The organism is Streptomyces sp. HP-A2021 (assembly GCF_022807935.1).
Classification (GTDB): domain Bacteria; phylum Actinomycetota; class Actinomycetes; order Streptomycetales; family Streptomycetaceae; genus Streptomyces; species Streptomyces afghaniensis.
This window is the reverse complement of the sequence record NZ_CP094344.1, coordinates 6,891,469-6,914,323: the sequence shown is the minus strand read 5'-3', so window position 1 is coordinate 6,914,323 and position 22,855 is coordinate 6,891,469. Positions and strand designations below refer to the sequence as shown.

The window sequence follows — 22,855 nt, the reverse complement described above, 5'->3', positions numbered from 1 at the left end:
CAGGACAGGCCGCCGGGGTGCTACGAAACGACCATGGACCCCCTGGAACGCCTCCTCGCCGAACGCGCCTGCGAGCGCCTGATCATCGACTTCGTCCACCGGCTCGACCTGGGCGAACCCTCCTCCGTGGCCGAGCTGTTCACCGAGGACGGCGTCTGGCGGTGGCCGGAGGACGGGCGGCTGGTCAAGGGCCGGGACGCCCTGCGCGCGTACTTCGGCTCCCGCCCCGCCGACCGGCTGTCCCGGCGCATGATGTCCAACGTTCTGGTCACGGTGACGTCCCGGGACGCGGCCACGGCGATCTCGTACTTCACGACGTACCGCGTCGACGGCTACGACGGCGGTGTGGTTCCGGCCGGGCCGCCGGTCCAGGCCGGGCACTACGAGGACACGTTCCACAGGGCCGACGGCGCCTGGCTGCTCGCCTCCCGAACCCTGCACCTTCCCTTCGGCGGAGCCACGCCGCGGGCGAACTCGCCTCTGTCATAAGCCAGATGGTGTCCGGGCTGGGCCCTAGGATGACTGTGCCGCGGCAATCGCAGGCCTGCGGAGTTGCGTTCCACCGCAAGGAGATACGCCCATGGGCACCGAAGAGGCCGCTCGTACGACGTCCGGCAGTGGAGCCCTGGACAGCCGATCGGCCGGGCCCATGGTGCCGCGGCTGGCGCTGGGCGCCCGGCTCAGGCGACTGCGCGAGGAGCGGGGCATGGGCCGGGCGGACGCGGGGCATGTCATCCGGGCCTCCTCGTCCAAGATCAGCCGGATGGAGGCGGGCCGGCACGGGTTCAAACTGCGGGACGTCACCGATCTGCTCACGCTCTACGGCGTCACGGACGAGGCCGAGCGCGCGACCCTGCTGGCACTGGCCGAGCAGGCCAACACCCCGGCCTGGTGGCAGTACTACAGCGACGTGGTGCCCGCCTGGATGCAGACGTACCTCGGCGCCGAGCAGGCGGCGAGCGTCATCCGCTGCTTCCAGGTCCAGCGCGTTCCCGGGCTGCTCCAGACCGCCGACTACGCCCGGGCCTCCCTCCGGCTCGCCCACCCGGACGCCGGTGCGCAGGAGATGGAACGCCGGGTCGCGCTGCGGCTGACCCGCCAGCGGATACTGCACCGGCAGCCCGCGACCCGGCTGTGGGCCGTGATCGACGAGGCGGCGCTGCGTCGCCCGGTGGGCGGTCTCTCCGTCATGCGCGCCCAGCTCAGGTATCTCATCGAGATCTGCCGGCTGCCGCAGGTCACGGTCCAGATCCTGCCGTTCCGCGTCGGCGGCCACGCCGCGGAGGGCGGTCCGGTCACGATTCTGCGCCTCCCCGGCGGGGAGCTGCCCGACGTGGTCTACCTCGAACAGCTCACCACCGCGCTCTATCCCGACCGGCCCGCCGAGATCGAGTGCTACTGGGACGCGATGAACCGGCTGGTGGTCGAAGCCGAGTCACCGGACGAGACCCCGACCATCCTCCACCGCATCCTCCAGGAGACCTGATCCCCCGGGAGACCTGGGAAGTCAGCGCTTCAGGGCGACACCGCCGTACTGGTGCACCTCCGCCGGGAGATCCAGGGCCGCGGCGTCGGGGCGCCAGCGCGAGCAGGACGTCACGCCCGGTTCGAGCAGTTCCAGACCGTCGAAGTAGCGGGCGATCTGCTCGGGGCTGCGCAGGATGTACGGGATCGAACCGCCGTCGTTGTACTGCTGGATGGCCCGGACGTAGTCCTCGCTGGTGTCGGTGCTGTCGTACTGGACGAGGTAGCTGCCGGAGGGCAGGGCGTCCACCAGCTGCCGCACGATCGAGCGTGCCTCGTCGTGGTCCTCGATGTGGCCCAGGATGCCCATCAGCATGAGGGCGACGGGCTGGTCGAAGTCCAGCGTCTTGCCGGCTTCCCGGATGATCGTGCCCGGCTCGCGCAGGTCGGCGTCGACGTAGTTGGTGACGCCTTCCTGGGTGCTGGTGAGCAGCGCGCGGGCGTGGGCCAGCACCAGCGGGTCGTTGTCGACGTAGACGATCCGGCTGTCCGGGGCCACCCCCTGGGCGATCTGGTGGGTGTTGTCCACGTTGGGCAGCCCGGTGCCGATGTCCAGGAACTGGCGGATGCCCTCCTCGGCGGCGAGGTGGCGGACGGCGCGGGCGAGGAAGTAGCGGGCGGCGCGGGCCCCGGTCTCGATGCCCGGGAAGATCTCGCGGAACGCGTCACCGGCCACACGGTCGACTTCGTAGTTGTCCTTCCCGCCCAGCCAGTAGTTCCAGATCCGGGCCGAGTGCGGCACGGAGGTGTCGATCTTGGGAAGCGGCTCCTGCCCGGAGTTTCCCACCTGATCAGTCATGGACGCTCCTGCGTGTGGTCGTGGAGGCCCACGTTAGCTTGTCCGTCAGCTTGTTCGCCCCTGAGACAGGATCAACTCCCCCGCCGGGACCAGCAGTTCGACTTCGGCCCGGCTCATGGTCGGGTCGGCTGACCGGCGGCGCAGGGCCTCCGTCAGGGCGGGCCGGGTGAGGGGGGACGCGTCGGCGAGGAGGGCGGTCAGCATGGTGCGGGCCGGGCTGGAGAGGTGGTCACCGGCGACGGCGGCCTGGGCGAGGATCACGGCGGACACCGCCCGGTCCAGGACCGGTTCGCCCTCCTCCGTGTTCGACCAGTCGATGACGCGGGGGCCGTCGGGGGTCAGGATCACGTTCTCCGGGTGCAGATCCAGGTGCAGGACGCGGACGGCCGGGTCGGTGGAGCGCAGGGCGGGGACGGTGTGGAGCCGGCGCAGCAGCCGGGCGAGGATCGAGCCGGCCTCCGTCGGGTCCAGCGTGCCCGCCAGGCAGGCCTGGAGCATGGTCGGGCCGGAGAGCCGTTCCATCACCAGGTCGGTGCGCGAGCCGGTCGGGCGGACCCGGGGCACCGGGTAGCCGTGGGCGTGCACGTGCTGCATCACCGCGCCCTCGCCCGCCGCGTCGCCCCCGCCCTCCCGTTCACGCCGCAGCACCCAACCCTCGTCGAGCGCGTACACGTCGGCACGGCGGCCCGAGCCGAGCAGGCGTCCCGGTGGTGTCGTCGGCATGAGCCGAAGGTATCCCGGCCCCCCGGCACCCTCAGGCCGTTTTTGGGCGTGCGGGTACAGTAAGCAGGTCGTCATCACACCCGTACGGGGGGAAGCCGGTGCAATTCCGGCGCTGACCCGCAACCGTGTACCGCCGCCCGAGGTGGTGAGCCGGATCGCCCCGTACGGTTCGTGACCGGCTCACGTGCCCGGCAGAGAGCCGGTGCACGGCACCGTCGAGGTATACGGAGCCGAGCCGCCGGGGTGTCCCGTGCTGCCCGGCTCCCCGCAGGGAGAGGCACCCGCCGATCATGAACGTCCGCCGCAGCGCCGCGGTCCTGGCCGCCGTCGCCGTGATCGGCGCCGCCACACCGGCCGCCGCCGCCCCGTCCCCCTCCCCGTCCCAGGCGTTCCCGTCCGCCCTGTACGGCGACAAGGACCCCCAGTACGACGGCGTCTGGCGCCAGTCCCTCGCCCTGCTCGCGCAGCACACCGTCGGGGTGAAGCCGGCGGCGAAGTCCGTGGAGTGGCTGGTGCGCCAGCAGTGCGCGGACGGTTCCTTCGCCCCGTACCGCGCCGATCCCACCACCGCGTGCGACGCCAAGACGATGGTCGACACCAACCAGACGGCCGCCGCCGTACAGGCCCTCACCGCCCTCGGCGGGCACGACGCCGTCACCGGCAAGGCCGTCACCTGGCTGAAGTCCGTCCAGAACAAGGACGGCGGCTGGGGCTACACGCCCGGCGGCGCCAGCGACACCAACTCCACGTCCGTCGTCATCGGCGCGCTGACCGCCGCCGGTGAGAAGCCGCAACAGGTCGAGAAGGGCGGCAAGTCGCCCTACGACGCGCTGCTGACCCTCGCCCTCGGCTGTGACGGCGACGACGCGGGCGCCTTCGCGTTCCAGCCGGACGAGAAGGGCGAACTGGCCGCCAACGCCGATGCCACGGCTGCGGGTGTGCTGGGCACCCTGGGCAAGGGCATGGTGGTGAAGCCCGGCGCGAGGACCGAGGCCGCGAAGGGCCAGGCCTGCGAGGGCAAGAACAAGAAGACGCCGGAGCAGGCGGCGGCCAACGGAGCCGGCTACCTCGCCAAGGCTCTCGCCGAGGACGGCCACCTCACCTCGCCCACACCCGGCTCGGACCCCCAGCCCGACTACGGCAACACCGCCGACGCGGTCGTCGCACTCGCCGCGCACGGTGACACCGGGCAGGCGGCGAAGTCCCTGCGCTGGCTGGAGAAGAACTCCGCGGCCTGGGCCGCCCAGAACGGCCCCGCCGCCTACGCCCAACTGATCTTCGCCGCGCACGCGACCGGCACGAACCCGCGCGACTTCGGCGGCACCGACCTGGTGAAGCGGCTGAACGCGACGGGCCCTGCCCCGCAGACCACCGAGAAGACCCGCGCGACGGACGAAAAGAGCGACTCGGACGTCTTCGGCGTCTGGTGGTACGTCGGCGTCTGCCTCGTCGCCGGCGTCGGCATCGGATTCCTCTTCAGCGGCCGCCGGAAGAGGCAGCAGCCGTGATCCGCCGGGCCGTTCTCCTTCTCCTGGCCTCGCTCCTGCTGTGCGCGGGAGTGGGCCAGGCCCAGGCCGCCGGCTACCGGTACTGGTCGTTCTGGGACCGCGACGGCGACCACTGGGTGTACGCCACCCAGGGCCCGTCCACGGCCCGCCCCTCGGACGGCGACGTCCAGGGCTTCCGCTTCGCGGTGAGCGAGGACTCCAAGGACGCGGCCCGGCCGCGTGGCACGGCCGACTTCAAGGCGATCTGCGCGAAAACGCCCGCGCGGGACGGCAAGAAGCGGGTCGCTCTCCTCCTCGACTTCGGCACGACGAAGGACGCCCCGTCCGGCGAGACCCCGCCCCCGGCCCGAACGGCCTGCGCCCAGGTCTCCCCCGACGCGACGACGGGCGAGGCCCTGGCAGCGGTGGCCAAGCCCCTGCGCTACGACACGAACGCCCTCCTGTGCGCCATCTCGGGTTACCCGGAGAAGGGTTGCGGAGAGCAGGTGTCGAAGAAGCAGCCCCCGACCGCAGAGAAGAAGCACACCTCGGACGGCGGCCCGTCCCTGGGCTTGGTGGCGGGCATCGCAGTGGTGGTGGCCTTGGGCGGAGCAGCAGTGTGGCAGGTACGCCGACGTGCGTAGGACAACGCCCCAGCCTGTGGGCAGTCGTGCCGCTGGGGCGGCACGGGTGGGCACAGGCGGCACCCCGCAGCGCCGGGTTGCGCAGCCCACCCCCCTGCACCCCGGCGCCTGGTGGCTCTGGTCCCTTTCCCTCGGCACCGCAGCCACCCGCACCACCAACCCCCTCCTCCTCACCCTCCTCATCACGGTCTCCGCCTACGTCGTCGCCACCCGCCGCCCCGACACCCCCTGGTCCCGCTCCTACGGCGCCTTCGTCAAACTCGCCCTCGCCGTCCTGCTCATCCGCCTGCTCTTCGCCACGGTCCTCGGCTCCCCCATCCCCGGCACGCACACCCTCCTCACTCTCCCCGAAGCCGACCTCCCCGCCTGGGCCCAGGGCATCCGCCTCGGCGGCGAGGTCACCGCCGAGGCCCTCACCTTCGCCCTGTACGACGGCCTCAAGCTGGCCACCCTGCTCATCTGCGTCGGCGCCGCGAACGCCCTGGCGAACCCCTCCCGCCTGCTCAAGTCCCTCCCGGGCGCCCTGTACGAGATGGGCGTCGCGGTCGTCGTGGCCCTGACCTTCGCGCCGAACCTCATCGCCGACGTCCAGCGCCTGCGCGCCGCCCGCCGCCTGCGCGGCCGCCCGGACAAGGGCCTCCGGGGCCTGCTGCACGTGGGCCTGCCGGTCCTGGAGGGCGCGCTGGAGCGCTCGGTGTCGCTCGCCGCCGCGATGGACGCGCGCGGCTACGGCCGTACCGCCCAGGTCCCCGCCGCCGTCCGCCGCACCACCGCCGCCCTCACGCTCGGCGGCCTGCTCGGCGTGTGCGCCGGGACGTACGGACTGCTCACCGCCGAGGGCGCCACATACGGCATCCCGCTCCTCCTCGCGGGCCTCGCCGCCGCCCTCGCGGGTCTCCGGCTCGGCGGACGGCGGTCGCTGCGCACCCGGTACCGCCCCGACCGCTGGGACGTGCGCGCGTGGCTGGTCGTCGCCTCCGGCGTGGCGGTCGCCGCGCTCCTCACGCTCGCCGCGGCCCGCGACCCCGCGGCCCTGCACCCGGGTGTGGTGCCGCTCGTGGCCCCCACGCTTCCCCTCTGGCCCGCGGCGGCGATCCTGCTCGGCCTGCTGCCCGCGTTCGTCGCCCCCGATCCCAAGGAGCCGTGGTGATCCGCTTCGAGGATGTGTCCGTGACGTACGACGGTGCCGCCGAACCCACCGTCCGGGGCGTCGACTTCGAGGTCCCGGAAGGTGAACTCGTCCTCCTGGCCGGCCCGTCCGGCGTCGGCAAGTCCACCGTCCTGGGCGCGGTCAGCGGGCTCGTCCCGCACTTCACCGGCGGCACCCTGCGCGGCAGGGTCACGGTCGCCGGGCGGGACACCCGCACCCACAAGCCGCGCGAACTCGCCGATGTCGTCGGCACGGTGGGCCAGGACCCGCTCTCCCACTTCGTCACCGACACCGTCGAGGACGAACTCGCCTACGGCATGGAGTCGCTGGGCCTGGCCCCGGACGTGATGCGGCGCCGCGTCGAGGAGACGCTCGACCTGCTCGGCCTGGCCGATCTGCGCCACCGCCCGATCGCCACGCTCTCCGGCGGCCAGCAGCAGCGTGTCGCGATCGGCTCGGTCCTCACCCCGCACCCGAGCGTCCTCGTCCTGGACGAGCCGACCTCCGCGCTCGACCCGGCCGCCGCCGAGGAGGTCCTGGCGGTCCTCCAGCGCCTCGTGCACGACCTCGGCACGACGGTCCTCCTGGCCGAACACCGCCTGGAACGCGTCATCCAGTACGCCGACCAGGTCGTCCTGCTGCCCGCCCCGGGCAAGCCGCCGGTCGTAGGCACCCCGGCCGAGGTGATGGCCGTGTCCCCGGTGTACCCACCGGTGGTGGCCCTGGGCCGCTTGGCGGGTTGGAACCCCCTTCCGCTGACGGTCCGCGACGCGCGGCGAAGGGCAGCTCCTCTACGCCGACAGCTGGACATCGCCCCCAAGGGGCGCGGGGAACTGCGCGACAAGCCCCACACAACCCGCACCCGCAAACGCTCCGAACCCCCCACCCCGGTAGGCGCACTCCGCTCCCTCGCGGTCACCCGCGCCCGCATCCAAGCCCTCCGCGGCATCGACCTCACCATCACCCCCGGCGAGACCATCGCCCTCATGGGCCGCAACGGCGCCGGAAAGTCCACCCTCCTCAACTCCCTGGTCGGCCTCGTCACCCCCACCGCGGGAACCGTCCGGCTCGGCGAAGCCGTCCCCCACCGCACACGCCCGAAGGACCTCGTACGCAAGGTCGGCCTGGTCCCGCAGGAACCCCGAGACCTGCTCTACGCCGACACCGTCGCCGCCGAGTGCACGGCGGCCGACCAGGACGCGGACGCAGAACCCGGCACCTGCCGTGCCCTGGTCACCGAACTGCTCCCCGGCGTCACCGACGACACTCACCCCCGGGACCTCTCGGAGGGCCAGCGCCTCGCCCTCGCCCTGGCGGTCGTACTCACCGCCCGGCCCCCGCTGCTCCTGCTCGACGAGCCGACCCGCGGCCTGGACTACGCGGCGAAGGCCCGCCTGGTCACGGTGCTCCGCACCCTCGCCGCCGAGGGGCACGCCATCGTGCTGGCCACGCACGACGTGGAGCTGGCGGCCGAGCTCGCCCACCGGGTCGTCCTGCTCGCCGACGGCGAGGTGATCGCGGACGGCCCGACGGCGGACATCGTGGTCTCCTCCCCCTCCTTCGCCCCACAGGTCACCAAGATCCTCGCCACGCAGCACTGGCTCACGGTCTCCCAGGTCCGCGCGGCGCTCCAGCCCGGGACCAGCTCGTGAACACTCAGCGCCAGGCCCGAGCCGTCCGCCTCGGCCCCCGCTCCGTCACCGCCCTGGTCCTCGTCAGCGCGGTCGGCGTCATCGGCTTCGGCTGGCCGTTCCTGACCCCGCCCACCTCGCGGCTCAGCGCGCACGCGCAGGACGCGCCCTGGCTCTTCGCGGGCCTGCTGGTGCTGCTCGTCGCGGTGGTGGCGGCGGCGATCTCGGAGTCCGGTCTCGGCCCGAAGGCGGTCGCGATGCTCGGCGTGCTGGCCGCCACGGGTGCGGCTCTGCGGCCGATCGGCGCCGGTACGGCCGGTATCGAGCCGATGTTCTTCCTGATGGTGCTGAGCGGTCGGGTCCTCGGCCCGGGGTTCGGGTTCGTCCTCGGCTCGGTGACGATGTTCGCGTCCGCGCTGCTCACGGGCGGGGTGGGCCCGTGGCTGCCGTTCCAGATGCTGGCGATGGGCTGGTTCGCGATGGGTGCGGGCCTGCTGCCGGGCCCGGACCGGCTGCGCGGCCGGGCGGAGCTCGCGATGCTCGCGTCCTACGGCTTCCTCGCCGCCTTCGCCTACGGCACGATCATGAACCTGGCCGGCTGGCCCTTCATGAGTGCCCTCGCATCGGGCGTCGGCTTCGACCCGCACGCGGCGGTCGCCGCCAACCTGGCCCGTTTCCTCGCGTACTGCCTGGCCACGTCGCTGGGCTGGGACCTGGGCCGGGCCGTCGTCACGGTCGTACTGACCCTCACGCTCGGCCCCGCGGTCCTGCGGGCGCTGCGCCGGGCCACCCGCCGGGCGGCCTTCGAGACGCCGGTCACGTTCGACGCGCCCCGGACGTGAAGCCCCCCACATGACCCCCGTCACTTACGAAGTGGGGCCGTAGGAACAACCCCCGGTCACCGACCAGACCTTCCGCGCACATGCGGCCACCCCTAGTAAGCGGGTTCCTTGCGGGCATCCCGCGTGCCTGTTTCTCTGGCCAGGCCACCCCCAAAACCGAGCCCCCCCCAAGACCGAAGGCGGCGGCCCCCTGATCCCCGGGGCCGTCGCCTTCGCCCCTCCCTGCGCCCTCGCCTACTTGCTCTGGAGCTTCCCCAGCGGCTCCGGGTCCTCCTCCAGCGCGACGGCCGCCGCCTTCCAGCTGGTGTCCCCGGGGTAGAGGGCGCTGCGCAGGTAGGCGGTGGTGAGGCGCTGGAGCAGTGCGACGCGTGCGGGGCTCTCGTCGGTCGTCTCCGCCACCTCGTAGCCGGGGATGCCCCCGAGCGAGTGCTCCGCCCCGAACAGCGTGAGCAGGCTCTTCTTCCCCGGGCTGTAGGTGTAGGGGTCGGTGAACCAGTCCGGTCCGCGTGTGGTCAGCGCGGAGTCGTCGTGGTCCCCGGCGACGATGAGCGCCGGTGTGGTCATGGTGTCGAAGGACGGCCTCATGAAGGGCAGGTGCTCGACGGCGAACGGGGTCAGGTCGTCGCCCAGGCCGGCCATGGCGAGCAGCACACCGGCCTTCACACGAGGGTCGGACATGTCCTCGCCGGGAACACCGTCGGAGTCGAGGACGCGCGCGCCGAGGAGCATGCTCGACGTCTGGGCTCCCCAGGAGTGGCCGGCCACGGCGACGCGGTCGCGGTCGAGGCGTCCGGTGAGGCCCGGTACGGAGGCTTCGAGAACGTCGAGTCCGTCCAGCACGCGTGTGAGGTCCTCGATACGGAAGCGCCAGATCCGCGGCGTGCGGGGGTCCTCGGGAGGCAGGCCCAGCGTCCTGGAGTCCAGGTGGGTGGGCTGCACCACCACGAAGCCCTGGGCGGCCCAGTGGTCCGCCAGCGGGGCGTAGCCGTTCATCGACCAGCCGAAGCCGTGCGAGAAGACGACGACGGGCAGATCGCCGCCGGTCGCGGGAGCGGACACGCGGACCTGGAGGTCCTCACCGCGGCCCGGGGCGGGCAGGACCACCGGCTTCGCGGAGATCACCGTGGTCGAGTCGGACAGGGAAGTGCCGGGCATGGGGGTGCCTTCCGGTCAGGTCTGTCATCATGAATGAAACGGAACGCCGTTCCGATTACGAGCTCACGATACGGAACATGGTTCCGCTTTACAACCGCCCGCAACAGCACGCACCCGCACGGAAGGACGACACGGTGAACGACAGCGGCCAGAGCGCCGGAAGCTCAGCCCGGTCCAAGCGCAAGGACGCCCGGCGCAACCAGCAGGCCCTGCTGGACGCGGCCGCCGAGGTCTTCGTCAGTTCGGGCGTGGACGCGCCGGTGCGTGACATCGCGGCCAGGGCCGGCGTCGGGGTGGGCACGATCTACCGCCACTTCCCCACCCGGGCGGATCTCGTCATCGCCGTCTACCGCCACCAGGTCGACGCCTGCGCCGAAGCCGGCCCGGCCCTGCTCGCGAGCAGCCCGACACCCCATGCCGCCCTGGTGCGGTGGGTCGATCTCTTCGTCGACTTCCTGGTCACCAAGCACGGCCTGGCCACCGCGATGCAGGGGGACAGCACCTGCTTCGGACCGCTGCACACCTACTTCCTCGAACAGCTCCTGCCGGTGTGCACCCAACTGCTCGAAGCCGCCGCCGCGTCCGGCGAGATCCGCTCCGACCTCGACGCCTACCCGTTCATGCGCGGCATCGGAAACCTCTGCGTCGGCGCTGACAGCGACCCCCACTACGACGCACGCCGACTGGTCGCGCTCCTCGTCGCGGGACTGCGCCAACCGCAGTGACCGCTACTGGGCCCGAACCCGGAGTTCTTTCACTCCGTTGATCCAAGCCGACCTCAATCGACGCGGATCCTCGACCAGTTCAAGATCCGGCATGGCGTCGGCGACGGCGTTGAAGATGAGGTCGATCTCCAGCACGGCGAGGGACTTGCCCAGGCAGTAGTGCGGGCCGCCGCCGCCGAAACCGAGGTGGGGATTGGGATCGCGGGTGATGTCGAAGGCGTCCGGCTCGTCGAAGACCTCGGGGTCGTGGTTGGCGGAGGCGTAGAACAGCCCCACCCGATCACCCTTGCGGATCAGCTTGCCGCCCAGCTCGGTGTCCTGGGTGGCGGTGCGCTGGAAGGCGGCGACCGGGGTCGCCCAGCGCACGATCTCCTCCGCTGTCGTCGACGGCCGCTCCCGCTTGTACAGCTCCCACTGCTCGGGGTGGGTGAGGAAGGCGTGCATGCCGTGGGTGATGGCGTTGCGGGTGGTCTCGTTGCCGGCCACGGCCAGCATCAGCACGAAGAAGCCGAACTCGTCCGAGTTGAGGTTGCCCTGGTCCTCCGCCGCCACCAGTTGCGTGACGATGTCGTGGGCGGGGCACTGCTTGCGGTCGGCGGCCATGTTCATCGCGTAGGCGATGATCTCCGTGGCCGACTCGGCGCCGACCTCCTCGGTGATGGCGTACTCGGGATCGTCGTACGCGATCATCTTGTTGGACCAGTCGAAGATCTTGTCCCGGTCCTCCTGCGGCACCCCCATCAGCTCCGCTATCGCCTGGAGGGGCAGTTCGCAGGCGACCTGGGTGACGAAGTCGAACGGGCCGGTGTGCGCGCGGGCGTTCGCCACGATCGCCCGGGCACGGGCCCGCAGCCGCTCCTCCAGCGCGCGGATCGCCCGGGGCGTGAACCCGCGCTGCACGATCTGCCGGACCCGCGTGTGCTCCGGCGGGTCCATGTTCAGCAGGATGAACCGCTGCGCGTCGATGGAGTCGCGGTCGATGTGCTCGTTGAAGCGGATGATCGCCGTGTTGAGGTACGACGAGAACAGCTCCGGGTGCGTGGAGACGTACTTGACGTCGGCGTGCCGGGTGACCGCCCAGTAACCCTCGTCCTGGAAGCCGGCGAGACCCGCCGGCTGCGGCACCCAGCAGACCGGCTCCACCCGGCGCAGCTCGGCGAACTCCGGCAGGGGCACGCGGCTGTGCAGCAGGTCGGGGTCGGTGAAGTCGAACCCGTCGGGCAGCGCGGGACAGGACATGGGCGGCTCCCACCACTCGTACCGACTCTGAGTCTGACGGCCCATCAGCTGTGCGGAGTTGCGGTGACGGTAGTAACGGGTTCTACAAGTAGCAAGAGGCACGGGCCCCTCAATTGCCCGCACGACCCTTGCGGTGAGTAAGTGACCCTCAGCACACTGCAGTCAGAACTAGAACGCGTACTAGTTCCGCGTAGCCTCCCGGAGAGGACCCGCACCCATGGCTGCCGAACCCGTGATCGTCGAAGCCGTACGCACCCCCATCGGCAAGCGCGGCGGCGCGCTCGCCAACCTGCACCCCGCCTACCTCCTGGGCGAGACGTACCGCGAACTCCTCGGCCGCACCGGTATCCCGGCCGACTGCGTCGAGCAGATCGTCGGCGGTACGGTCACCCACGCCGGCGAGCAGTCCATGAACCCCGCGCGCACGGCCTGGCTCACGATGGGGCTCCCCTACGAGACGGCCGCGACGACCGTGGACGCGCAGTGCGGGTCCTCCCAGCAGGCCTCCCACATGCTGGCCAACATGGTCGCCACGGGCGTGATCGACGTCGGCATCTCCTGCGGGGTGGAGTCCATGTCCCGGGTGCCGCTCGGGTCTGGCTCGAAGCACGGGCCGGGCAAGCCGTTCCCCGACGAGTGGAACGTCGACCTGCCGAACCAGTTCGAGGCCGCCGAGCGCATCGCCCGCCACCGTGGTCTGACCCGCGAGAACGTCGACGCGCTGGGCCTCGCCTCCCAGGAGCGGGCCGCCCACGCCTGGGCGGAGGAGCGCTTCAAACGGGAGACGTTCGCGGTCCAGGTCCCCACGACCGAGGAGGAGCAGCATGCCGGGCAGGGCATGTGGCGCCTGGTCGACAAGGACGAGGGCCTGCGCGACACGACGGCGGAAGGGCTGGCCGCGCTGAAGCCGATCATGCCGACGGCGGTCCACACGGCGGGCAACTCGTCGCAGATCTCCGACGGGGCGGCGGCGATCATGTGGGCGTCGAAGCGGATGGCTCGCGCCCTGAAGCTGCGGCCCCGGGCCCGGATCGTGGCCCAGGCCCTGGTGGGCGCCGACCCCCACTTCCACCTCGACGGCCCGATCGACGCGACCAGGGCCGTACTGGGCAAGGCCGGGATGTCCCTGAAGGACATCGACCTCGTGGAGATCAACGAGGCGTTCGCATCGGTCGTACTGAGCTGGGCGCAGGTCTTCGAGCAGGACCTGGAGAAGGTGAACGTGAACGGCGGCGCGATCGCGCTCGGGCACCCGGTGGGGGCCACCGGGGCCCGGCTCATCACGACGGCACTTCACGAACTGGAGCGCGCGGACAAGGAGTTCGCGCTGATCACGATGTGTGCGGGCGGCGGTTTGGCCACCGGCACGATCATTCAGCGGTTGTAGTCGTCGTCCAGTTGATGAACGTGGTGAACGTGGCGGGGTCGAGCGTGAGGATCGGTCCCGCCGGGTTCTTTGAGTCGCGTATTGCGATGGTGGTGTGGGGGGTTTCGGCGACTTCGAGGCACTGGCCGCCCTGGTCGCCGCTGTACGTCGACTTACGCCACTGCATCTCCATAGCGATCCTCCATTACGCGCCGGATGAGCTCCGCCGAGTCGGTGAGGGAAAGCGCGGCGGCCCGGAGGTGATCGTAACGGAGCGAACACTCTCTGACCGTGTCCGGGTTCGCGGTCGGATGCCCGCTGCCATACCCCTCCGTGTAGACGATGGTGGGGTCGGTCGAAAAGCGGTAGACGTCGAACGAGCCTTGCAGACCCGGGTGCGCACCCGCCGAGAACGGCAGCACCTGGATGTTGAGCCGAGGGTTGCTCTCGAACGACAACAGGTGCGCGAGTTGCTCCCGCATCACCTCCGGGCCACCGATCTCCAAGTGCAACGCGGCCTCACTCAGGACTGCCCAGAAGACCGGCGGCTCCCCCTTCTCGAAGACGCGTTGACGAGCCAGGCGGACTGCCGTGCGGTCTTCGAGGTCGCTCCGGTCGAGCGCGCCGAGCACAGCCTGCGCGTATCCCTGGGTCTGAAGCAGCCCGAGCACCATGTGCGTCTGGAAGGAGCAGATCTCGGTCGCCCGCATCTCCAGCTCCGCCACCTGCTGGAACCACGCCGGAAGCCGACTCCGCAGCACCAGTTCGACGAGCCGGGAGAACAAACCGTCCGTGCCCAGCGCCGCATCCACCCGCTCGCTGAACTCCGGCGTCGGAACCTTCCGCGCTGTCTCGATCTGACCCACCAGCGAGCCGGTGTAGTTGAGGATTCCCCCGAGCTGCTTCAGCGTCAGCCCCGCCGCCTCCCTGTGCCTGCGCAGCTCGTAGCCGTAGTAATCGAGCGGGGAAGCACCCGGGTCAAGGGCATTGATGTTGGTCACGCAGAGCCCCTCTCACGCAACTCCGTCCACCACCGGACGGGTTGTATCCGTTCCGTAGCCGAGGGTAGTCACCGCACGTCAGCCTCGTCCCGTGAACGAATACATTCCCGCCCAGTACTCGATGCGCCTCACCGTCGGTGAACATGCCCCCCGCCACGTCCGCCGCATCGTCCGCTCCTTCCTCGAAGAGTGGCGGATGCCCGAGCTGTCGGACGCCGTCGAGCTGGGCGTGACCGAGCTGCTGGCGAACGTCGTACAGCACGTCCCGGACCGCCGCTGTGCGCTGCTGTTGCTGCGGCAGCCGGCCGGGGTGCGGGTCGAGGTGACGGACGGCAGTGATCGACTGCCGGTCTCCCCGGACCGGTTGGACCCGGAGGCGGAGGGCGGCCGGGGGCTGCTCCTGCTCGACGCGATGGCCGACAAGTGGGGCGTGTCGCTGTGGCGCGGGGGCGGAAAGACCGTGTGGTTCGAATGCGCGTCGCCTACGCATCGGGGCTCGTGACCCCGCGCGGACAGCGGCCGGGTACGGCAGCCGCTGGAAGGGAGTTGTCGGACCTGCAAGCTACGTTGAGCGCATGACCTACCCAGAGCGCAAGACGGAGCACGTGAGGCCGCAGCAGTTCCACGAGACCGTCGGCGTGGAGGACTGGCGCGTCGTGGGCGAGGGGGCGTGTGCGTACTTCCGCGCCGGATCGTTCGCGGCCGGCGCCGAGTTCTTGCAGGCGATCAGTGAGATACCGGGAGTCGGGGACGATCACCCGGACGTCGACGTGCGGCGGGAGGGCGTGACCGTACGGCTGATCACGGTCACGGACGACTACTACGGGCTGACCGAACGGCACGTCGAGCTGGCCCGGAAGATCTCGGCGGTGGCCCGCGCGCTGGGCATACCGGCCGACCCGTCCGCCGTGCAGACCGTCCAGGTCACCATCGACGCCCTCGCGGGTCCCGACGTGGTGGCGTTCTGGCGTGCCCTGCTCGGCTACCAGGACCGCGCGAACAGCGGCGAGGACCTGATGGACCCGCGCCGCCGCGGAGCACCGTTCTACTTCCAGCAGATGGACGCACCGCGCCCGCAGCGCAACCGGGTCCACGTGGACGTCTGGGTGCCGTACGACCAGGCCGAAATCCGGATAGCCGCAGCGCTCGCGGCCGGCGGCCGCCTGGTGAGCGACGCCGACGCGCCGTCGAACTGGGTGCTGGCCGACCCCGAGGGCAACGAGGCGTGCGTCGGCGTGGCCGGGCCGCCCAGGACAGCCACCGACCGCCCGTGACACCACTCGTCTAGGCGCGGACTTCAGACGGAATGCGTCGAGGAGCGGCGGCGGCCGTCCTGGGGCCCGTCAGTACGTACACGAGACCGAAGCCCGCCCCGGCCACCAGGGCCCCGCCCACCGCGTCCAGCACCCAGTGGTTCCCGGTCGCCACGATCGCGGACAGGGTGAGCAGCGGGTGCAGCAACCCCAGGGCCTTGATCCACCAGCGGCGCGCCAGGACGGCGATGACGACGCCGCACCACAGTGACCAGCCGAAGTGCAGGGACGGCATCGCCGCGTACTGGTTGGTCAGGGACGTGAGCGTGCCGTAGTCGGGCTGGGAGAAGTCCTGGACGCCGTGGACGGTGTCGATGAAGCCGAGTGTCGGCATCAGCCGGGGCGGGGCCAGCGGGTAGAGCCAGAAGCCGATCAGGGCGAGCAGGGTGGCGAAGCCCAGGGCGGAGCGGGCCCAGCGGTAGTCGGCCGGGCGGCGCCAGTACAGGACGGCGAGGACGGTCAGCGGGACGATGAAATGCATCGACGTGTAGTAATGGTCGAAGAAGTCCCGCAGCCAGCCGATCGTGACGACGGCGTGGTTGGCCCAGTGCTCGACGTCGATGTGCAGGGCGCGTTCCAGGCCGAGGATCTGCCGGCCGTTCTCCTCGGCCTCGGCCCGTCCGGCCGAGATGCTGCCGCCGGTCGCGGCGAGCCGGACCTGGGCGTACGCGGCGTAGGTGACCCGCAGGAGGAGGAGTTCCAGGAGGAGGTTCGGCCTGGTGAGGACCCGGCGCAGGAAGGGGGCGAGCGGGAGGTGCCGGAAGCGGGCCGGGGCGGCGGGGGCGTACTCGGGCGGGAGCGGCGACTGGTAGTGCGGGGAGGTGCGGGAGAGGAACGGCACGGCCGTGGCGGCGGCGAGGGCGGCGAGCAGGACGAGGTTGGTGCGCAGTGGGTCCAGCACCGGCATGTCCGGCAGCATCATCCTGGCCGGCAGGGTCATGACCAGGACGACGGTGACCGGCCAGACGTACCGGTCACCGGCGCGTCTGCCGGCCCGGCCGACGACCGCGAGCAGCACCCACAGCAGCTGGTGCTGCCAGGCCGTGGGCGAGACGACGATCGCGGCGCAGCCGGTGATCGCGACGGCGAGGAGGAGCTGGCCGTCGCCGAAGCAGCGCACGGCGCGGCGCAGGGCCAGGACGGCGACGGCCGCGCCGAGCGTCAGGAAGAGCGCGACCTCCAGGGGGCCGGTCAGGCCGAGCCGGAGCAGGGCGCCGTGCAGGGACTGGTTGGCGAGGTCGTCGGCCGGGCCGCCGAGGCCCACGCCCGCCATGTGGTGGACCCAGTAGCGGTGGGAGTCGTGCGGCATCGCCGCCCAGGCCAGTGCGGTGCAGGCGGCGAAGGTGACGCCGGTGGAGAGCACGGCGCGTCTGCGGCCGGTGAACCACAGCAGGGGCGTGAAGAGCAGCAGGGTGGGCTGGAGCGCTGCCGCGACGCCGATGAGCAGGCCGCTGGTCCGCTGACCGCGGGCGGTGAAGCAGCCCAGCAGGACGAGCAGGACCGGGACGATGCTGGTCTGGCCGAGCCACAGGGTGTTGCGGACCGGCAGGGACAGCATGAGCAGGCCGATGGCGACGGGGGCGGCCAGCAGGGCCGTGCGGCGGCCGATGGGCTGAGGCAGGGCGCGGGCGGCGATCAGGCCGAGGGCGACGACCAGCAGCAGCGTGCCGAAGGTCCAGCCCCAGCCGAGGGCCTGTTCGGCCGAACGGGTGAGGGGTTTGAGGGCGAGCCCGCCGAAGGGGGTGCCGGTGAAACGGGTCGAGTCGTAGAGCGAGCCGGTCACGTGCAGGACGCCGTTCGGCCCGACCCAGGTCTCCAGATCCGTCAGCCGCTCGCCGCGCGGGGTGCCGAGAACGGCGGCCACCTGCCGTGCGGCGAGGGCCGCGACGATCAGCCACAGCCCGAGACAGGCCACGCGCAGACGTGTGCGGGTCCCGCCGACGGCTGTCGCTCCGAAGGCTTCCGTCGGTCGTCCGCTGCGCTCCGCATTCGCCACGCCTCGTCGGCCTTCTACCCGGTATGCCCCTCTTCGTCCGGTTGACGATAGTGCGCGAGACGGGCGGTTGCCTCTCGTGGCGCGAGAAGGATCACATCAAGATCTCGTGGGAACCGCTCCCAGCCGGGCATACGTGCCTGCACAGCCGGTGTTTAGATGCATCCTGCAACGAAAGGCGTACCGCCCGTAATGGGCTTTTCTTCGCCTATCGTCGCTTTTCGGCCCGTACGACAGCGCCGCCGCGCGGACCGCGTCCCTGTCCCCGTCGAAAGGTAGGCGAGCGAGTCTTGTCGACTGTCTCAGTCGTCGCTCCCGCGTCCGGCCTGAAGAGCCGCGCAGCGAAGACCCCCGGCACCACCGTCACCGACCCCGCGCTCGTCAAGCGCGCCGTGAAGGCGGCGGCGCTGGGCAACGCGATGGAATGGTTCGACTTCGGTGTCTACAGCTACATCGCGGTCACGCTGGGCAAGGTCTTCTTCCCCTCGGGCAACCCCACCGCACAGCTGCTCTCCACGTTCGGCGCCTTCGCCGCGGCCTTCCTGGTCCGCCCGCTCGGCGGCATGGTCTTCGGCCCGCTCGGCGACCGGGTCGGCCGCCAGAAGGTGCTCGCCCTCACCATGATCATGATGGCCGCGGGCACCTTCGCGATCGGTCTGATCCCGTCGTACGCGACGATCGGTGTCGGCGCGCCGATCCTGCTGCTGGTGGCCCGCCTGGTGCAGGGCTTCTCCACCGGCGGTGAGTACGCGGGCGCGTCCACCTTCATCGCCGAGTACGCCCCCGACAAGCGGCGCGGCTTCCTCGGCAGCTGGCTGGAGTTCGGCACGCTCGCCGGCTACATCGGCGGCGCCGGCCTGGTCACGGTGATGACGGCCCTGCTGTCCACCGACGACCTGACCTCCTGGGGCTGGCGCATCCCGTTCCTGATCGCGGGCCCGATGGGCATCATCGGCCTCTACCTGCGGCTGCGGCTGGAGGAGACCCCGGCGTTCGCGGCCGAGGTCGAGAAGGCCGAGACCAACCGCCCCAAGGTGCCGCTGCGCGAGATGATCACCGGCCAGTGGCGCGCGCTGCTGCTCTGCGTCGGCCTGGTGCTGGTCTTCAACGTCACCGACTACATGCTGCTGTCGTACATGCCGAGCTACCTGACCGGTCAGCTCCACTACGACGAGACGCACGGCCTGCTCGTCGTCCTCGGCGTGATGGCGCTGATGATGATCGTCCAGCCGTTCGCCGGCGCGCTGACCGACCGGGTCGGCCGCCGCCCGGTGATCGCCACCGGCTGCGCGGGCTTCCTGCTGCTGTCCGTCCCCGCCCTGCTGCTGATCCGCGAGGGCAGCCTGCTCGCGGTCGCCCTCGGCATGGGCGCCCTCGGCCTGCTGCTGGTCTGCTTCACGGCGGCCATGCCCTCGGCGCTCCCGGCGCTGTTCCCGACGAAGGTCCGCTACGGCTCCCTGTCCATCGGCTTCAACGTCTCCGTGTCCCTGTTCGGCGGCACGACGCCGCTGGTGGTCACGGCCCTGATCGGCGCCACCGGGAACATGATGATGCCCGCCTACTACATGATGGCCGCGGCCGTCATCGGCGGTTTCGCGGTGTGGCGCATGGCGGAGTCGGCAGGGCGTCCGCTGCCGGGCTCGGCGCCGTCGGTGGCCGGCTGATCCACGGCCTCCGTGGCCGGATGAGACACGCCGAGGGGAATCCCCCTGACACCGAGGCGATGCACCACGTATCTTCGTCACGCCAGTAGTTAGGGATGCTAACTATGCGTACGAAAGGTAGAGGTGCATGAGCGAGTCGCACGTCTGGGACGAGGTCGACGCCTACTTCACCACCCACCTCGCCCCGGACGACGAAGCCCTGGCGGCCGCCCTGCGCGACAGCGACGCCGCCGGGCTTCCGCACATCAACGTCGCGGGCAACCAGGGCAAGCTCCTCCAGCTCCTGGCCCAGATCCAGGGCGCCCGCCACATCCTGGAGATCGGCACGCTCGGCGGCTACAGCACCATCTGGCTGGGCCGCGCCCTGCCCGACGACGGGCGGCTGGTCTCCCTGGAGTACGACCCCAGGCACGCCGAGGTCGCCGTCCGCAACATCGCCCGCGCCGGCCTGGACAAGCTCGTCGAGGTCCGGGTGGGCCCGGCCCTGGAGTCGCTGCCCAAGCTGGCCGACGAGAACCCGCCCCCCTTCGACCTGGTCTTCATCGACGCCGACAAGGCCAACAACCCGCACTACGTGGAGTGGGCCGTGAAGCTCACCAGCACGGGCAGCCTGATCGTCCTCGACAACGTCGTCCGCGGCGGCCGCGTCACCGACGCGGCGAGCACGGCACCGGACGTGACGGGCACCCGCGCCGCGATCGAACTGATCGGCAGCCACCCGCGGCTGAGCGGCACGGCGATCCAGACGGTCGGCATGAAGGGGTACGACGGGTTCGCGCTGGCCCGGGTGCTGGCCTGACCGGCGTCAGACCTCGTGGAAGAAACCGACGTTGACGCTGCGCGGGGCGGTGCGGTCCTGGACGATGACCTCGCCGCTGCCGCCCCTGGGCAGCGGGACGGTGCCGCCGTAGGCGAGGGGCTGGGCGTACTCCCCCACCGTGAGCCGGACTTCGGAGGACGGGTCGGGCTGGGAACCGCGCAGCCAGGTCAGCTGCCAGGTCCCGTCGGGCCCGCACAGGAACTCCAGATGGACGCGGGAGACGAACAGCCAGTCGTCCGGCGTGGAGAGCCGGCACACCGACTTGTCGCGGCCCACCCGCAGCACGGCGCCCGGCTCGCTGGGCGCGTCGGCCATGAGCATGCCGGCCGTGGCACCCTCCTCCGCCGCGGACACGGCGGCCATGGTGAGTTCGAGCACGTGCGCTCCTCCTGAGACGTCCTGGTGGGACTGCAAGCCCGCCGCATGATAGAACGCCCGGCTGCACGGTGTCCGGCACAATGGGTTCATGACCGAGCGAAAGCCACCCGGCGTCGACTTCGAGTCCTGGGTCGACAAACAGATCCGTGACGCGGAGACACGCGGGGAGTTCGAGCGGCTGCCGGGGGCGGGCAAACCGCTGCCGGCCGATGTGGACGCCACCTACGACGAACTGTGGTGGGTCAAGCGGAAGATGGCCCGCGAGGGCCTCTCGGTCCTGCCGCCGACACTGGCGCTGCGCAAGGAGGCGGAGGACGCGCTCCTGGCCGCGTACGCGGCGCCCTCGGAGCAGGCCGTCAGGAAGATCATCGGCGAGATCAACGACAAGATCCGCGACATGATGTTCAAGCCGCCGCCCGGGCCCCCGCTCGGTAAGAAGCCGTACGACGTCGAGGACGTCGTACGGCAATGGCGGGAGCGCCGGGCGGACCGGTGAGCGGGGCAGCTCACACGTGCAGCAGCCGTTCCGCCAGCTCCCGGTAGTCCTTCAGGGCCAGCCGGAGCTGCTCGGTGTCGCCGCTCGACACGGGCTTGCCCTCGCCGCCCTCCACCGCCTGCCAGGAGTGGCGCAGGGTGCGGCGGCGCTGGGTCACGGCCTCGGTGAACCGGGCCGCGATCTCCTCCAGCACGTGGTCGGCCTCCTCGACGGCGGCCCGGGGCGCGTCGACGAACTCGGCGACGGCGTGGTGCAACTGCGAGGTGAGTTTGTCGGACTCGTCGTGGGGGAGCAGGTGCGCGGGGGTGCCGTGGGAGCCCTGGGAGGTGCCTTCCCGTTCCTTGGCACCGGCGAGGCCTGTGCCGTGGCCGGTGCCCAGGGCGGTCTCACCGCGGGCATCGGGGTCGGCGGAGGAGCCACGGGTGCCGGGGGTGTGGGAGGTGACGGGGGTGACGCGAGTGTCAGAGGTGACCTGCGCGTCGCGGGTGTCGTCGCCGGGCGGTCGGGTCATGTCGGACATCGATCTCAACTCTCCTTCGCCTGACGTCGGTGCAGCGCCCACGGCATGTGCCCGCCGCGGCCGGCCGTTGTCTTGCGGCCGCCGTTCAGCCCGGCCTTGTGCCGTCCGCCCTCATGGCGGCCGCCCAGGTGCGGGCCGGCGACGTGGTCTCCGCCGTCGTGGCGGGCCGGACGCACCAGCTCCTCGAACAGGGCGCGGGCCGCCACCATGGCCTCACGCATGTCTTCCGTACCGGTGCCGCCGTCCCGGGCGTCGTCCGCGCGCAGGTGCGCCGCGCGGTGCACGCGCCGGTAGCCGTCCACGTGGTGGGCGTGGTGCACGGACAGCGCGGCGAGCTGTTCCTCGTACTGCCCGCCGTCCGGGAAGCCCCGGGCACCGGCGAGCTCCGCGAGCAGCCGGTCCGCCTCGGCGACCGCCTCCCGCGGCGAGTCGACGAACCGCTCCTGAGCGGCCGTCCAGCGCGCCTCGTACTGCTCGCGCTGCGCCGGCTCCAGCGCGCGTTCGCGCAGTTCACCGTGGCGCTCCACGCGCTCGGCGAGCTCGCGCTCGGCGGCCTTGGCGTCACCGTCGTGCCGTGCGACGGCCAGTTCGTACTCGGGTCCGAAGCGCCGCTTCAGGCTCGGGCCGCGCCGAGCCCCTCGGGCGCGCAGGGTCATGGCGGCCGCGATGATGACGACGACCGCCGCGATCACGATCAGAGCAATGATCAGGCCAGTGGACATGAATGCCTTCCGGGTTCTCGGCCCAACCGGCTCTCCTCGCGAGCCGGTTCGCCGACCGGGTAGCCCGGAAGCAGGGCCCCAAACGGCGTCCGGGCCCGGAGGCCCCCGGCGTTATCGGGTTGCGGCCCCGCTACGGCCCTCGCGGAGAATGCCGGTCATGACCTGGACCGTGGCCCCGGAACCGTACGACTCCCCCGTCGCCGCCGCCCTGTGGCGGGCGTACTACACCGAGGTCAGCGACCGCTGGTACCTGCTGCACGAGGGGCGCCGGACCGACCCGGACGAGCTGGAGCGGGAGATCGCCAAGGAGCCGGGGGCCGATCTCGCCCCACCCGGCGGGCAGTTGCTGGTCGCCCGGTACGGCGGCGAGCCGGCCGGCACCGCGGGCGTGCGGCTGCTGGACGGCACGACCGCCGAGCTCAAGCGGGTCTTCCTGCGCGAGCCGATGCGCGGCAAGGGCGGTGCCGCGCTGCTCGTCCGGGCCGCCGAGGACGCCGCCCGCACGCTCGGTGCCCGGCGGATGATCCTCGACACCCGCGGCGACCTCGTCGAGGCCCGCGCCCTCTACGCCCGGCTCGGCTACGAGGAGACCGCGCCGCACAACGACGACACGTACGCCGAGCACTGGTTCACCAAGCACCTCACCTGACCCAACGTCCTCTT

The 22,855-nt window shown here is 71.5% G+C and carries 25 protein-coding genes and 1 riboswitch; of the genes, 15 read left to right on the top strand and 10 right to left on the bottom strand.

The annotated features are described in order from the left end of the window. The first annotated feature begins 33 nt into the window (after positions 1 to 33). The gene (locus MQE23_RS31265) at positions 34 to 489 is read left to right on the top strand and encodes a nuclear transport factor 2 family protein (protein WP_020275927.1); all 456 of its coding nucleotides are present in this window, start codon (positions 34 to 36) and stop codon (positions 487 to 489) included. A 91-nt stretch (positions 490 to 580) separates the two neighbouring features. Continuing rightward, complete coding sequence (locus MQE23_RS31260) at positions 581 to 1,486, top strand: helix-turn-helix transcriptional regulator (RefSeq protein ID WP_020275928.1); 906 nt, start codon at positions 581 to 583, stop codon at positions 1,484 to 1,486. 21 nt (positions 1,487 to 1,507) lie between these two features. Here MQE23_RS31260 and MQE23_RS31255 read toward each other — a convergent pair whose 3' ends face one another. Continuing rightward, positions 1,508 to 2,323, bottom strand: coding sequence for an SAM-dependent methyltransferase (locus tag MQE23_RS31255; protein WP_037672314.1), 816 nt, complete (start codon positions 2,321 to 2,323; stop codon positions 1,508 to 1,510). A gap of 45 nt (positions 2,324 to 2,368) precedes the next feature. Further along, a complete protein-coding gene (locus MQE23_RS31250) occupies positions 2,369 to 3,046 on the bottom strand; it encodes a phosphotransferase (RefSeq protein ID WP_243380874.1) in 678 nt (225 codons plus the stop codon). An 88-nt stretch (positions 3,047 to 3,134) separates the two neighbouring features. Continuing rightward, positions 3,135 to 3,207: riboswitch (cobalamin riboswitch) on the top strand. Between the two features lie 129 nt (positions 3,208 to 3,336). On the opposite strand from MQE23_RS31250, the gene MQE23_RS31245 reads away from it, so the two are divergent. Genes MQE23_RS31245 through MQE23_RS31225 form a run of 5 tightly spaced genes read left to right on the top strand, consistent with a single transcriptional unit; the run spans position 3,337 to position 8,800 of the window. Further along, positions 3,337 to 4,554, top strand: a complete 1,218-nt coding sequence (locus tag MQE23_RS31245; RefSeq protein ID WP_243380873.1) for a prenyltransferase/squalene oxidase repeat-containing protein — start codon at positions 3,337 to 3,339, stop codon at positions 4,552 to 4,554. Beyond that, positions 4,551 to 5,177 carry an SCO2322 family protein gene (locus MQE23_RS31240; protein ID WP_243380872.1) on the top strand — a complete coding sequence of 209 codons (627 nt, stop codon included), beginning with the start codon at positions 4,551 to 4,553 and terminating at the stop codon, positions 5,175 to 5,177. The genes MQE23_RS31245 and MQE23_RS31240 overlap by 4 nt, the downstream gene beginning before the upstream one ends. A gap of 46 nt (positions 5,178 to 5,223) precedes the next feature. Continuing rightward, positions 5,224 to 6,327 (top strand): CbiQ family ECF transporter T component, encoded by a 1,104-nt coding sequence (locus tag MQE23_RS31235; RefSeq protein WP_020275933.1) that lies wholly within the window; start codon positions 5,224 to 5,226, stop codon positions 6,325 to 6,327. After that, the gene (locus MQE23_RS31230; RefSeq protein WP_243380871.1) at positions 6,324 to 7,979 is read left to right on the top strand and encodes an ABC transporter ATP-binding protein; all 1,656 of its coding nucleotides are present in this window, start codon (positions 6,324 to 6,326) and stop codon (positions 7,977 to 7,979) included. The genes MQE23_RS31235 and MQE23_RS31230 overlap by 4 nt, the downstream gene beginning before the upstream one ends. Further along, positions 7,976 to 8,800: an ECF transporter S component gene (locus MQE23_RS31225; protein ID WP_020275935.1), complete on the top strand. Its 825-nt coding sequence runs from the start codon at positions 7,976 to 7,978 to the stop codon at positions 8,798 to 8,800. Before MQE23_RS31230 ends, MQE23_RS31225 begins: the two co-directional genes overlap by 4 nt. Positions 8,801 to 9,034: 234 nt before the next feature. On the opposite strand, the gene MQE23_RS31220 is transcribed toward MQE23_RS31225, so the two are convergent. Beyond that, positions 9,035 to 9,955, bottom strand: coding sequence for a chlorophyllase (locus MQE23_RS31220; protein WP_243380870.1), 921 nt, complete (start codon positions 9,953 to 9,955; stop codon positions 9,035 to 9,037). A gap of 134 nt (positions 9,956 to 10,089) precedes the next feature. On the opposite strand from MQE23_RS31220, the gene MQE23_RS31215 reads away from it, so the two are divergent. After that, positions 10,090 to 10,680 (top strand): TetR/AcrR family transcriptional regulator, encoded by a 591-nt coding sequence (locus MQE23_RS31215; protein WP_020270345.1) that lies wholly within the window; start codon positions 10,090 to 10,092, stop codon positions 10,678 to 10,680. Between the two features lie 3 nt (positions 10,681 to 10,683). On the opposite strand, the gene MQE23_RS31210 is transcribed toward MQE23_RS31215, so the two are convergent. After that, positions 10,684 to 11,919, bottom strand: coding sequence for a cytochrome P450 (locus MQE23_RS31210; RefSeq protein ID WP_243380869.1), 1,236 nt, complete (start codon positions 11,917 to 11,919; stop codon positions 10,684 to 10,686). A 217-nt stretch (positions 11,920 to 12,136) separates the two neighbouring features. Between MQE23_RS31210 and MQE23_RS31205 the strand changes: the two genes are divergently transcribed. Continuing rightward, on the top strand, positions 12,137 to 13,306 hold the full coding sequence (locus MQE23_RS31205) for a steroid 3-ketoacyl-CoA thiolase (protein ID WP_020270343.1): 1,170 nt from the start codon (positions 12,137 to 12,139) through the stop codon (positions 13,304 to 13,306). Here the strand turns inward: MQE23_RS31205 and MQE23_RS31200 are convergent. Both MQE23_RS31200 and MQE23_RS31195 read right to left on the bottom strand, forming a co-directional pair. After that, a complete protein-coding gene (locus MQE23_RS31200) occupies positions 13,290 to 13,478 on the bottom strand; it encodes a DUF397 domain-containing protein (RefSeq protein WP_020270342.1) in 189 nt (62 codons plus the stop codon). The two genes, MQE23_RS31205 and MQE23_RS31200, sit on opposite strands and share 17 nt — an antisense overlap. Next, entirely contained in the window at positions 13,459 to 14,286 is an 828-nt protein-coding gene (locus MQE23_RS31195; RefSeq protein ID WP_020270341.1) for a helix-turn-helix transcriptional regulator, read from the bottom strand. The genes MQE23_RS31200 and MQE23_RS31195 overlap by 20 nt, the downstream gene beginning before the upstream one ends. Positions 14,287 to 14,377: 91 nt before the next feature. Between MQE23_RS31195 and MQE23_RS31190 the strand changes: the two genes are divergently transcribed. Together MQE23_RS31190 and MQE23_RS31185 are read left to right on the top strand one after the other, a co-directional pair. Then, complete coding sequence (locus MQE23_RS31190) at positions 14,378 to 14,788, top strand: ATP-binding protein (RefSeq protein ID WP_020270340.1); 411 nt, start codon at positions 14,378 to 14,380, stop codon at positions 14,786 to 14,788. Positions 14,789 to 14,861: 73 nt separating this feature from the next. After that, a complete protein-coding gene (locus MQE23_RS31185) occupies positions 14,862 to 15,560 on the top strand; it encodes a VOC family protein (RefSeq protein ID WP_020270339.1) in 699 nt (232 codons plus the stop codon). Positions 15,561 to 15,570: 10 nt separating this feature from the next. Here the strand turns inward: MQE23_RS31185 and MQE23_RS31180 are convergent, their stop codons facing one another. After that, positions 15,571 to 17,595 carry a phosphatase PAP2 family protein gene (locus MQE23_RS31180; RefSeq protein WP_037667323.1) on the bottom strand — a complete coding sequence of 675 codons (2,025 nt, stop codon included), beginning with the start codon at positions 17,593 to 17,595 and terminating at the stop codon, positions 15,571 to 15,573. Between the two features lie 323 nt (positions 17,596 to 17,918). Here MQE23_RS31180 and proP point away from each other — a divergent pair, with 323 nt between their 5' ends. Further along, the gene (proP, locus tag MQE23_RS31175; protein WP_243382826.1) at positions 17,919 to 19,256 is read left to right on the top strand and encodes a glycine betaine/L-proline transporter ProP; all 1,338 of its coding nucleotides are present in this window, start codon (positions 17,919 to 17,921) and stop codon (positions 19,254 to 19,256) included. 127 nt (positions 19,257 to 19,383) lie between these two features. Then, the gene (locus MQE23_RS31170; RefSeq protein WP_243380868.1) at positions 19,384 to 20,055 is read left to right on the top strand and encodes an O-methyltransferase; all 672 of its coding nucleotides are present in this window, start codon (positions 19,384 to 19,386) and stop codon (positions 20,053 to 20,055) included. A gap of 6 nt (positions 20,056 to 20,061) precedes the next feature. Here the strand turns inward: MQE23_RS31170 and MQE23_RS31165 are convergent, their stop codons facing one another. After that, on the bottom strand, positions 20,062 to 20,454 hold the full coding sequence (locus MQE23_RS31165; RefSeq protein WP_020270334.1) for an FHA domain-containing protein: 393 nt from the start codon (positions 20,452 to 20,454) through the stop codon (positions 20,062 to 20,064). Between the two features lie 88 nt (positions 20,455 to 20,542). On the opposite strand from MQE23_RS31165, the gene MQE23_RS31160 reads away from it, so the two are divergent. Beyond that, the gene (locus tag MQE23_RS31160) at positions 20,543 to 20,950 is read left to right on the top strand and encodes a DUF1992 domain-containing protein (RefSeq protein ID WP_020270333.1); all 408 of its coding nucleotides are present in this window, start codon (positions 20,543 to 20,545) and stop codon (positions 20,948 to 20,950) included. A 10-nt stretch (positions 20,951 to 20,960) separates the two neighbouring features. Here the strand turns inward: MQE23_RS31160 and MQE23_RS31155 are convergent, their stop codons facing one another. Next, on the bottom strand, positions 20,961 to 21,470 hold the full coding sequence (locus tag MQE23_RS31155; RefSeq protein WP_020270332.1) for a hypothetical protein: 510 nt from the start codon (positions 21,468 to 21,470) through the stop codon (positions 20,961 to 20,963). A 5-nt stretch (positions 21,471 to 21,475) separates the two neighbouring features. Next, the gene (locus MQE23_RS31150; RefSeq protein WP_020270331.1) at positions 21,476 to 22,192 is read right to left on the bottom strand and encodes a hypothetical protein; all 717 of its coding nucleotides are present in this window, start codon (positions 22,190 to 22,192) and stop codon (positions 21,476 to 21,478) included. 157 nt (positions 22,193 to 22,349) lie between these two features. On the opposite strand from MQE23_RS31150, the gene MQE23_RS31145 reads away from it, so the two are divergent. Continuing rightward, positions 22,350 to 22,841 (top strand): GNAT family N-acetyltransferase, encoded by a 492-nt coding sequence (locus tag MQE23_RS31145; RefSeq protein WP_037667325.1) that lies wholly within the window; start codon positions 22,350 to 22,352, stop codon positions 22,839 to 22,841. Positions 22,842 to 22,855 lie beyond the last annotated feature (14 nt).

Bases quoted from the DNA above. Each gene is read 5' to 3' on its own strand.
- MQE23_RS31265 (WP_020275927.1), top strand. From the start codon at position 34: ATGGACCCCCTGGAACGCCTCCTCGCCGAACGCGCCTGCGAGCGCCTG.
- MQE23_RS31260 (WP_020275928.1), top strand. From the start codon at position 581: ATGGGCACCGAAGAGGCCGCTCGTACGACGTCCGGCAGTGGAGCCCTG.
- MQE23_RS31255 (WP_037672314.1), bottom strand. From the start codon at position 2,323: ATGACTGATCAGGTGGGAAACTCCGGGCAGGAGCCGCTTCCCAAGATC.
- MQE23_RS31250 (WP_243380874.1), bottom strand. From the start codon at position 3,046: ATGCCGACGACACCACCGGGACGCCTGCTCGGCTCGGGCCGCCGTGCC.
- MQE23_RS31245 (WP_243380873.1), top strand. From the start codon at position 3,337: ATGAACGTCCGCCGCAGCGCCGCGGTCCTGGCCGCCGTCGCCGTGATC.
- MQE23_RS31220 (WP_243380870.1), bottom strand. From the start codon at position 9,955: ATGCCCGGCACTTCCCTGTCCGACTCGACCACGGTGATCTCCGCGAAG.
- MQE23_RS31210 (WP_243380869.1), bottom strand. From the start codon at position 11,919: ATGTCCTGTCCCGCGCTGCCCGACGGGTTCGACTTCACCGACCCCGAC.
- MQE23_RS31205 (WP_020270343.1), top strand. From the start codon at position 12,137: ATGGCTGCCGAACCCGTGATCGTCGAAGCCGTACGCACCCCCATCGGC.
- MQE23_RS31200 (WP_020270342.1), bottom strand. From the start codon at position 13,478: ATGGAGATGCAGTGGCGTAAGTCGACGTACAGCGGCGACCAGGGCGGC.
- MQE23_RS31185 (WP_020270339.1), top strand. From the start codon at position 14,862: ATGACCTACCCAGAGCGCAAGACGGAGCACGTGAGGCCGCAGCAGTTC.
- MQE23_RS31170 (WP_243380868.1), top strand. From the start codon at position 19,384: ATGAGCGAGTCGCACGTCTGGGACGAGGTCGACGCCTACTTCACCACC.
- MQE23_RS31160 (WP_020270333.1), top strand. From the start codon at position 20,543: ATGACCGAGCGAAAGCCACCCGGCGTCGACTTCGAGTCCTGGGTCGAC.
- MQE23_RS31155 (WP_020270332.1), bottom strand. From the start codon at position 21,470: ATGTCCGACATGACCCGACCGCCCGGCGACGACACCCGCGACGCGCAG.
- MQE23_RS31150 (WP_020270331.1), bottom strand. From the start codon at position 22,192: ATGTCCACTGGCCTGATCATTGCTCTGATCGTGATCGCGGCGGTCGTC.
- MQE23_RS31145 (WP_037667325.1), top strand. From the start codon at position 22,350: ATGACCTGGACCGTGGCCCCGGAACCGTACGACTCCCCCGTCGCCGCC.